At 39.6% G+C, this 9,480-nt stretch carries 6 protein-coding genes, 12 tRNA genes and 1 pseudogene; 2 read left to right on the plus strand and 17 right to left on the minus strand.

The window, feature by feature from the left end; all coding sequences use genetic code 11:
• From ybeY to miaB, 3 genes are all read right to left on the minus strand, one after another.
• A partial coding sequence (ybeY, locus tag BCG07_RS08000; RefSeq protein ID WP_286889714.1) for an rRNA maturation RNase YbeY occupies positions 1 to 285 on the minus strand: 285 nt, incomplete at its 3' end.
• A gap of 4 nt (positions 286 to 289) precedes the next feature.
• Positions 290 to 1,348 carry a PhoH family protein gene (locus tag BCG07_RS08005; protein WP_286889716.1) on the minus strand — a complete coding sequence of 353 codons (1,059 nt, stop codon included), beginning with the start codon at positions 1,346 to 1,348 and terminating at the stop codon, positions 290 to 292.
• A 51-nt stretch (positions 1,349 to 1,399) separates the two neighbouring features.
• Positions 1,400 to 2,848 (minus strand): tRNA (N6-isopentenyl adenosine(37)-C2)-methylthiotransferase MiaB, encoded by a 1,449-nt coding sequence (gene miaB, locus BCG07_RS08010; RefSeq protein ID WP_010556002.1) that lies wholly within the window; start codon positions 2,846 to 2,848, stop codon positions 1,400 to 1,402.
• 244 nt (positions 2,849 to 3,092) lie between these two features.
• Here miaB and BCG07_RS08015 point away from each other — a divergent pair, with 244 nt between their 5' ends.
• The gene (locus tag BCG07_RS08015; protein WP_286889719.1) at positions 3,093 to 4,274 is read left to right on the plus strand and encodes an FAD-dependent monooxygenase; all 1,182 of its coding nucleotides are present in this window, start codon (positions 3,093 to 3,095) and stop codon (positions 4,272 to 4,274) included.
• A gap of 181 nt (positions 4,275 to 4,455) precedes the next feature.
• On the plus strand, positions 4,456 to 6,030 hold the full coding sequence (locus BCG07_RS08020) for a putative bifunctional diguanylate cyclase/phosphodiesterase (RefSeq protein ID WP_286889721.1): 1,575 nt from the start codon (positions 4,456 to 4,458) through the stop codon (positions 6,028 to 6,030).
• A 303-nt stretch (positions 6,031 to 6,333) separates the two neighbouring features.
• Here the strand turns inward: BCG07_RS08020 and BCG07_RS08025 are convergent.
• The 14 genes and pseudogenes from BCG07_RS08025 to BCG07_RS08090 all read right to left on the minus strand — a co-directional run.
• Positions 6,334 to 6,408, minus strand: a tRNA-Gln gene (locus BCG07_RS08025).
• A 39-nt stretch (positions 6,409 to 6,447) separates the two neighbouring features.
• Positions 6,448 to 6,532: transfer RNA gene (locus BCG07_RS08030), tRNA-Leu, on the minus strand.
• Between the two features lie 38 nt (positions 6,533 to 6,570).
• Positions 6,571 to 6,645 (minus strand) — tRNA-Gln (locus BCG07_RS08035).
• A 40-nt stretch (positions 6,646 to 6,685) separates the two neighbouring features.
• Positions 6,686 to 6,770 (minus strand) — tRNA-Leu (locus BCG07_RS08040).
• A 65-nt stretch (positions 6,771 to 6,835) separates the two neighbouring features.
• Positions 6,836 to 6,910, minus strand: a tRNA-Gln gene (locus tag BCG07_RS08045).
• 40 nt (positions 6,911 to 6,950) lie between these two features.
• A tRNA-Leu gene (locus BCG07_RS08050) sits at positions 6,951 to 7,035 on the minus strand.
• Positions 7,036 to 7,100: 65 nt separating this feature from the next.
• Positions 7,101 to 7,175 (minus strand) — tRNA-Gln (locus BCG07_RS08055).
• Positions 7,176 to 7,215: 40 nt separating this feature from the next.
• Positions 7,216 to 7,300, minus strand: a tRNA-Leu gene (locus BCG07_RS08060).
• Between the two features lie 94 nt (positions 7,301 to 7,394).
• Positions 7,395 to 7,471 (minus strand) — tRNA-Met (locus BCG07_RS08065).
• Between the two features lie 5 nt (positions 7,472 to 7,476).
• A tRNA-Gln gene (locus BCG07_RS08070) sits at positions 7,477 to 7,551 on the minus strand.
• Positions 7,552 to 7,591: 40 nt separating this feature from the next.
• Positions 7,592 to 7,676, minus strand: a tRNA-Leu gene (locus BCG07_RS08075).
• Positions 7,677 to 7,723: 47 nt separating this feature from the next.
• Positions 7,724 to 7,800: transfer RNA gene (locus tag BCG07_RS08080), tRNA-Met, on the minus strand.
• A 317-nt stretch (positions 7,801 to 8,117) separates the two neighbouring features.
• Positions 8,118 to 9,209, minus strand: a complete 1,092-nt coding sequence (ychF, locus tag BCG07_RS08085) for a redox-regulated ATPase YchF (RefSeq protein ID WP_243533106.1) — start codon at positions 9,207 to 9,209, stop codon at positions 8,118 to 8,120.
• Positions 9,210 to 9,262: 53 nt separating this feature from the next.
• A pseudogene (locus tag BCG07_RS08090) lies at positions 9,263 to 9,480 on the minus strand (aminoacyl-tRNA hydrolase); the annotation flags it as partial.

A 9,480-nucleotide genomic window follows, 5' to 3' on the forward strand; every position in this document is an offset into this window, starting at 1 on the left:
TGCTTCAGCCAATACAATGGCTGGGCAAATAACTAAGTCACCAACAAGGGGAAGCTCTATTCCTGGTGGCGCTTCAAATTCAAACGACAATACGTTAGTGGGTTTGTTTTTACCCCGGTAGTCGTTATTAAGCTGTTGTGATTGCGCTTCGTCGCTAATCACTATGGTGAGTTCTGACTCATCACGATATTGGCTTAATGCTTTATCAGCCCATAATGCAAATTGGGCTTCACTAGGGAGGTTGTCAAACTCACAGGCTATTTGTAAATCAAGTTCGGTTGTCAAAGTATTACTCTTTAGTAGTAGAGTTAAGTTGAGCAGCTAGCTCGTCTTTTGCTTTTTGCTTTTCAATTCGCTTCAAGCGCTCGCTCTCATCGTTACGCTCGTATGCTTCAACAATGCGCGCAACAACAGGGTGGCGCACTACATCGTGTGCTTTGAAGTAGTTAAAACTAATTTCATCTACGCTATCGAGCACTTCTATAGCATGGCGTAGGCCAGAGCGTGCACCGCGCGGTAAATCAACTTGGGTTATATCACCTGTGATCACCGCCTTTGAATTAAACCCTATACGGGTTAAAAACATTTTCATTTGTTCTGCTGTGGTATTTTGACTTTCATCTAAAATAATAAACGCATCGTTTAATGTACGACCACGCATATAAGCAAGGGGTGCAACTTCAATGATATTTTTTTCTATTAGCTTTTCGACTTTTTCAAAACCGAGCATCTCGAATAGCGCATCGTAAAGCGGGCGCAGGTATGGGTCAATTTTTTGGCTTAAGTCACCAGGTAAAAAACCAAGCTTTTCACCAGCTTCTACAGCGGGGCGCGTTAACAAAATACGACGAATTTCTTGTCGCTCAAGGGCATCAACTGCGGCAGCTACTGCTAGGTAGGTTTTACCTGTACCAGCAGGGCCTATACCAAAAGTAATGTCGTGATTTAATATATTGGCAACGTATAGGCCTTGGTTGTCGTTTCGGGGCTTAATAACACCACGGCGCGTTTTTATAACCATTTCTTTGCCGTATGCACTGCTTGAAGCATCTTGCTCTAGGGCTTTAGATTCGGTAATTGCCAAGTGAACATTATCAGGTTCTATTTCACCAATAACACCGCGCACAGGTTGAGTATCAACATATAGATTTTTTAAGATTTCGACCGCAGAGGCACTATTGAGTAGCTTTCCCGTTACTTTAAAAAAGTTGTCGCGGTGAATAATTTCAACAGCTAGGCGGCGTTCAATTTGTTTGATGTTTTCGTCAAACGGGCCACATAAAGAAGAAAGGCGTTTGTTATCGGCAGGTTCTAAATAAATCTCTAATGTTTTTAACTGATTACTCAAAATTGCTTCCTATAGAACGGCGCCAGTATTTACTGGCGCTAGGTATATTGACTAAGGAACGAAAGTAGCTACGCCAATCTCGTTAACAGTCTCTGGTTTTGGCTCACTGCTTGCTGCTTTGGTTAAAATAGCTGATGGAGCGATATCGCGTCGTAAGTTCATTTCTGATTCTGTACGAATTAAGTCACCACGTAAAGAGTTAGGCAGTGCTTCAGTGATACGTACGTCAACGAACTGGCCGATCACCGAATGTGGTCCAACAAAGTTAACAACACGGTTATTTTCGGTTCGACCGCGTAATTCCATTGGATTCTTTTTCGATGGGCCTTCAACCAAAATACGCTGTTCTGTATCGAACATTTGGCGGCTAATGTGCTGTGCCATTTGTGTAATACGGTTCTGTAACAGGTATAAGCGTTCTTTTTTCTCTTGCTCAGTTACGTCGTCTGGTAAATCTGCCGCAGGCGTACCAGGGCGTGCGCTATAAATAAAGCTAAAGCTCATATCAAACCCAATATCGTTGATAAGGTTCATCGTGGCTTCAAAATCAGCTTTACTCTCACCTGGGAAACCGATGATGAAATCTGACGACATGCTTAAGTTAGGGCGAATTTTACGCAGCTTTCTAATTGTTGATTTGTATTCAAGTGCTGTATGGCCGCGTTTCATTAGGTTTAGTATACGGTCAGAGCCACTTTGTACCGGTAAGTGTAAGTGATCTACAAGCTCTGGTACGTCAGCATATGCATCAATAATATCTGGTGTAAATTCTACTGGATGCGATGTGGTATAACGAATACGGTCAATGCCATCAATTGCAGCAATTAATCGAATTAAATCTGAGAAGTAACAAATGTCGCCATCGTGAGTATCACCACGGTATGCGTTCACATTTTGCCCCAATAGATTTACTTCACGCACGCCTTGCTCTGCAAGTTGTGCCACTTCAAGGAGCACGTCATCAACTGGGCGGCTAACTTCTTCGCCACGGGTATAAGGTACAACACAAAAGGTACAATACTTAGAACACCCTTCCATTATTGATACAAACGCAGAAGGGCCCTCAGCTTTTGGCTCAGGTAGGCGGTCAAACTTTTCAATTTCTGGGAACGAAATATCAACAACTGACGAACCTTTATTACCTTGCACTTGCTTAATCATTTCAGGTAAACGATGCAGTGTTTGTGGGCCAAAAATAACATCTACAAATGGAGCTCGCTGGCGAATAGAATCACCTTCTTGAGAGGCAACACAGCCACCTACACCAATAATTAGCTCTGGTTTGTCGTCTTTTAACAACTTCCAACGGCCTAATTGGTGAAATACTTTTTCTTGTGCTTTTTCACGAATTGAACAGGTGTTAAGTAAGATTACGTCGGCATCTGTTGCATCTTCAGTTAGCTGGTAGCCATTGGTGGCATCTAAAAGTTCAGCCATTTTCTGAGAGTCGTATTCGTTCATCTGACAACCCCAGGTTTTGATATGCAGCTTTTTGCTCATTGAAATTTAGCCTCGTGTTCAATTCGATAATGGCACAAATATGTGCTTGAAACAGAATTAAGGAGCAAGCTTGCTCACTTAAAGGACGCGTATTTTAGCTGGATACCCGCCCAGATCCAAGTATAGTTTTCATGTTTGTGATCTCAAATCAAACTCAGACGAGTTTAATAGCTTGATAGTCATATACTCTCGCACTATAGCGGTGAGTTACGGTACAATTAAAATAGATTAACGTATTAACAAAATGATGAAAAACATGACTCAAAATAATGTGATAGTGGTTGGCGGCGGCATGGTTGGTGCGGCAATGGCAATAAAGTTAGCACAACAGGGAAAGTCAGTGCGCATTATCGAAAAACACCTAATCGATCCGCCTCATGTTTTGAGTAATGACAACGTTGATATAAGAGTATCGGCTATTAATCGTTTTTCTGAAAAGTTACTCGATGGTTTAGGGGCTATGCCCATTTTAAGAAAAGGCCGGATTGCGCCATACCAACAGTTAGAAGCTTTTGAACGCGGCAACGATAAATTGTTATTTGATTGCGCCGACATTAATACCACGCATTTGGGCCACTTAATCGAAAACAGTTTAATACAAGCCAGTTTATGGATGCAGTTTGAGCAATACGATATTGAAGTTATCGAGCAAAAACAGGTTGTTAGTAAAATTGAACAAAATGCCGATTCGATTACCTTGGTATATGGCGAGCAACGTTATACCGCCAGTTTAGTGGTTGCAGCCGATGGCGGACAATCGCAATTACGAACTAAAGCAAATATTGGTGTAACCGGTTGGCAGTACCAGCAGCAATGTATGGGCGTACTTATTAAATTGGACGCGCCTCAACAAATAAAGACATGGCAGCAATTTACGCCATCAGGCCCGTTGGCTTTTTTACCTATGCAAGCACCTTACGCTAATTTAATTTGGTATGACGATGCCAACACATTAAACACATTTAAAGGATTAGATGGAGCACAATTAAAAAGTCATATTTTGGCTAAGTTCCCTGGCCTTGTAGGCGATTTTGAAGTGCAAAGTCATGCTGTGTTTCCAATTACTCGTCAACATGCTAATAATTATTCTTATGGTCGTTTGGTGTTAGTAGGCGATGCTGCGCACACTATTAATCCATTGGCTGGGCAGGGCGTTAACTTGGGTTTCCAGGACGTGGTCGCCTTAGCCACTCTATTAAATGATGCAACCGACGTCGGATGCGCGTTAAAGCTGCAAGAGTACGAACGCACTCGCCGAAAAGCTAACTTATTAATGATGAGTATGATGGATGCCTGCTATTTTGGTTTTTCAAACCAAATAGCGCCACTAAAATGGGCGCGTAGCCAATTTTTAAAAATGGCTAACAATACTGGGGTGGTAAAAAACTGGGTATTAAAGTACGCAATTAGCGGTGAATTTAGCTAAGAATATGCGTTTACATTTAAGATATGCATTTTACTCATTAAACCAATTTGTAATCCTTTGACTATTCAGCCCTTAAAATGAGAGCTTAAAAGTTATTTTAAAGCTCTTAATCCTAATTTTATTTCCCTTTTACGTATATTTGCCATACTCAAGCAATAAGAAGTCTTTAGTTTGAGGGCCTATGGAAAGTTTATTAATTGTAATCTTATTAGGTATTTTGCTTTTAGGTTTTAGCATTCAGCCAATAATAACAATATGCAAAAAGACTAAAAATATGGCATGGAGTTTACTTCTTGCTTTAGTTGTTTTATTTATTTTTGGGTATTGTTGGATATTACATTATTTTGCAAATAACACTTTAGATAACTTGGTCTTAATTAGTATCTCACTCATTTTATTAGGAGGGGGGATTTTTGTATTTCTAATAATGCGCCTCAGCTTAAAAAGTATTTTAGAAATAGAAAAGTCTGAAAATCATCAACGATTCCTAGCAGAGCATGACAGCTTAACAAGCCTCCCTAATCGCAAGTGTTTTTTTAATCTATTGATTCAGCATATTAATAATGAGCAACCATTTAGTTTATTTTTATTTGATTTAAGTAATTTTAAACGTGTAAATGAGCTCTACGGTAATAGCTTAGGAGATGAATTGTTGTGCATATTCTCCAAAACGTTAAATCTAAATTTATTAAACATAGGTGAACTGCACCGAATTGGCGGTGATGAATTTGCGTTAATTTTAGATTCAGCAAATGAGCAAGATATTTATGATTGTATTGAAGTTATAAAGGGCTCTGTTGAAGAGCCTTTTTTCATTAGTGCGCAAAAAGTATGGTTAAAGCTAAAAGTCGGCGTTAGCTCATATCCTCAAGATGCGTTTTATGCCAATGAGTTATTTAAAAATGCTGACTTAGCTTTACTTGAAGCTAAAAGCACACAGCAATTATTTGTTAATTATTTTGAAGGATTGAGTGAAAGGGCTGATAACTTTATTGATATGACTACAAAAATAAAAAGCGCCCTTATAAACCATGAATTTGAGCTTTATTTTCAGCCAATATTTTGCACTCGTTTTGACGAAATACATGGTGCAGAAGTATTAATTAGGTGGCCGCAGAAGGACGGATCGTTTATTACTCCTGATCAATTTATCAAAGTGGCTGAGCGTACAGGGATGATTCTTAATATCACTCAATGGGTTGTAATTGAAACAATAAAAAATTTACAGCGTCTAAAATCGTTAGGTTTTACTGGCACCATGCACGTAAATTTATCAACACGAGATCTTGAAAGTGAGAGTTTTGTGGAGTTTATAGAAGAGCTCCTTAAAGAGGACCCTACGTTAAGTAACTACATTGTTTTTGAAATTACAGAAGGTGCAATGATGACTGATTTGGAGGCTGCTCGAGCAATGATGTATAAACTTAACAGTCGTGGATTTGAATTTAGTGTAGATGATTTTGGTACCGGATTTTCTTCCTTATCTTTACTGCGAGAGCTACCTATAAATCAAATTAAAATAGATCGGTCTTTCATTAATAATATGCTTACTAAAATAGCTGATTATGCAATTGTAGAATCGACGTTATTTTTAGCACATCGGCTCAATTGTAATGTGGTTGCAGAAGGAATCGAAACGAAGGAGCTACAAGAAGTACTTAAATCAATGAATTGTGAATTCCTTCAAGGCTATTATTTTAGCAAGCCACTACCTTTAGAGCGCTTTATAGAGAAATACTTAAATAAAGGCAGCTAAAGCATTATGTAGTAATAGCAATGCGTAATAAAATTTATGAGACTAAACTTGATGTTAGTAGTATTGAGATTTTTAATAAAACGACTAAGTAACTCAATTTTCACTATGAATCAGCAGTGTTCTTATTTACAGAATTAAATTATTAAACGTATTATTTTTTCAATCAGCTTCAGTACATTTATATCACGAGGTGTTTAGCGACTGATCTTAAAATATTGAATTAGTTGGATAGATTTTATAGAAGATGATCTATTGGATAATAGAATTTATTTTAGATAGTACAAAGGAGAACGGTTAGAAAATTGGCTGGGATACCAGGATTTGAACCTGGGAATGCCAGGATCAAAACCTGGTGCCTTACCGCTTGGCGATATCCCAACTTTAAATTTGGATGAGTTTTAGTTCTAATTAAGAACGTGGTGCGGAAGGAGAGACTTGAACTCTCACATCCTAAGATACTGGAACCTAAATCCAGCGCGTCTACCAATTCCGCCACTCCCGCAGTTCTATTCTTTAGCAACATTCTTTGGTAGAAGAAGTTGGCTGGGATACCAGGATTTGAACCTGGGAATGCCAGGATCAAAACCTGGTGCCTTACCGCTTGGCGATATCCCAACAAAGAAATATTTGATTGTTTTAGTTCTAATCAAGAACGTGGTGCGGAAGGAGAGACTTGAACTCTCACATCCTAAGATACTGGAACCTAAATCCAGCGCGTCTACCAATTCCGCCACTCCCGCATATAGTTTTATGTTTATACTCATAACAGAGTTATTCTTTAACAACACTCTTTGGTAGAAGAAGTTGGCTGGGATACCAGGATTTGAACCTGGGAATGCCAGGATCAAAACCTGGTGCCTTACCGCTTGGCGATATCCCAACAAAGAATTAGCTGATAATTTTAGTTCTAATCAAGAACATGGTGCGGAAGGAGAGACTTGAACTCTCACATCCTAAGATACTGGAACCTAAATCCAGCGCGTCTACCAATTCCGCCACTCCCGCATATAGTTTTATGTTTATACTCATAACAGAGTTATTCTTTAACAACACTCTTTGGTAGAAGAAGTTGGCTGGGATACCAGGATTTGAACCTGGGAATGCCAGGATCAAAACCTGGTGCCTTACCGCTTGGCGATATCCCAACAAAGAATTAGCTGATAATTTTAGTTCTAATCAAGAACATGGTGCGGAAGGAGAGACTTGAACTCTCACATCCTAAGATACTGGAACCTAAATCCAGCGCGTCTACCAATTCCGCCACTCCCGCATTTTTAACTTTGAATAATCAAAGAAAGGTAGTTATTTTAGACTCTTCATTGAGTTGCAATTTAACTCTTGCAGAGCCAATTCTTTAAAAGAAATGGTGGCTAAGACGGGATTTGAACCTGTGACCCCATCATTATGAGTGATGTGCTCTAACCAGCTGAGCTACTTAGCCATTGTTGGCTGGGATACCAGGATTTGAACCTGGGAATGCCAGGATCAAAACCTGGTGCCTTACCGCTTGGCGATATCCCAACAATAAACAACTGATAGTTTTAATTCTTATCAAGAATAATGGTGCGGAAGGAGAGACTTGAACTCTCACATCCTAAGATACTGGAACCTAAATCCAGCGCGTCTACCAATTCCGCCACTCCCGCACACAAGGTAGTTATTTTAAACTCTTCATTGAGCAACAAAAAATAAATGGTGGCTAAGACGGGATTTGAACCTGTGACCCCATCATTATGAGTGATGTGCTCTAACCAGCTGAGCTACTTAGCCATCTTTTTTGTTAGCACTTCATCGCTGAGTGCGGGGCGTATTATGCTGACATGACCCAAATTCGTCAACACCTTTTTTGCAAAAAAACGCTTAACTGTGTTTGTTTGCAGGAAAATTAAGCTAACAGGCTAAATTTTAATAAAAACGCCGTTTTTTTAACACCGATTAAAGAGGAAGTATAACAGGTTACGCTTTTTTAAAATTAACTTAGTGTTATTTATCCCCAAAAGCTAACAGTGTATATACGTTTAAAAACAAAAAAGGCTCGTAAAAACGAGCCTTTAAAATTTATTTCCCTAAATAGAGGGAATAAATACTTATACGTTAAACAGGAAGTTCATTACATCGCCATCTTTAACAATGTACTCTTTACCTTCTTGGCGCATTTTACCCGCTTCTTTTGCACCACTTTCACCTTTACAGTTAATGTAGTCGTCATAAGCAATGGTTTGTGCACGGATAAATCCACGTTCAAAATCGGTATGAATTTTACCAGCAGCTTGTGGCGCTGTTGCACCTACAGGAATTGTCCAAGCTCGCACTTCTTTTACGCCTGCGGTAAAGTAAGTTTGTAGCTTGAGTAATTCGTAGCCGCCTCGAATTACAAGGTTAAGGCCTGGCTCTTCTAAGCCAAGGTCAGCCATAAATTCGAGTTTGTCTTCATCATCAAGTTCAGATAACTCAGATTCGATTGCTGCGCACACAGGGACAACCACAGCGCCTTCTGATTCAGCTATAGCGCGAACGCGGTCAAGTAGTGGGTTATTCTCAAAACCATCCTCTGCTACGTTTGCAATATACATAGTTGGCTTGATAGTTAAGAAGTTAATAGAGCTGATAGCTGCTTTTTCTTCTTTAGTTAATTCTAACGATCGAAGTGTAAGGCCTTCATCAAGGTGTACTTTTACTTTTTCAAGCGCCGCATTTTGTTCTTTTGCCTCTTTATCGCCGCCTTTCGCTTTTTTAGCATTACGGAACATCGCTTTCTCAGCGCTGTCCATATCAGCAAGTACTAACTCAGTATTGATCACGTCAATATCGTCAGCAGGGTCAATTGTACCCGCTACGTGTATTACATTTTCGTCTTCAAAACAACGTACTACATGACCAATTGCATCAGTTTCACGAATATTCGCTAGGAACTGATTACCAAGGCCTTCACCTTTTGATGCGCCTTTTACAAGGCCTGCAATATCAACAAACTCCATACTTGTAGTAAGAATACGTTGTGGGTTTACAATTTTAGCAAGCTCGTCCAAGCGAGGATCTGGAACAGGTACCACACCTGTATTAGGCTCAATGGTACAAAAAGGAAAATTAGCGGCTTCAATACCCGCTTTAGTTAATGCATTGAAAAGCGTTGATTTACCTACGTTAGGCAAGCCAACGATGCCACATTTAAAACCCATAGTAAGATACCTTGTTTAGAATTCGTTTAACCGTGCACTTGGACTCAAGTTTATTAGGGTTTAAACGAATGAAGTCTGTTTTGTGCTTTTAGCACGCCGTCTTTTGCAAGTATTTCCATACAACGAACTGCTTCATCTACAGCAGCATCCATTTTTTCTTGGTCAACCTTTGGCGCTTTTCCAAGCACCCAGCCGGTAACCATTTCACGATGTCCTGGATGACCTATGCCAACACGTAAACGCATAAAATCTTTTTGATTTGCCATTTTTG

This window comes from Pseudoalteromonas sp. ESRF-bin5 (assembly GCF_002632075.1).
Lineage (GTDB): Bacteria > Pseudomonadota > Gammaproteobacteria > Enterobacterales > Alteromonadaceae > Pseudoalteromonas > Pseudoalteromonas marina.

Coding starts and splice junctions, on each gene's coding strand:
- miaB (WP_010556002.1), bottom strand. CDS start 2,848: ATGAGCAAAAAGCTGCATATCAAAACCTGGGGTTGTCAGATGAACGAA.
- BCG07_RS08015 (WP_286889719.1), top strand. CDS start 3,093: ATGATGAAAAACATGACTCAAAATAATGTGATAGTGGTTGGCGGCGGC.
- BCG07_RS08020 (WP_286889721.1), top strand. CDS start 4,456: ATGGAAAGTTTATTAATTGTAATCTTATTAGGTATTTTGCTTTTAGGT.
- ychF (WP_243533106.1), bottom strand. CDS start 9,209: ATGGGTTTTAAATGTGGCATCGTTGGCTTGCCTAACGTAGGTAAATCA.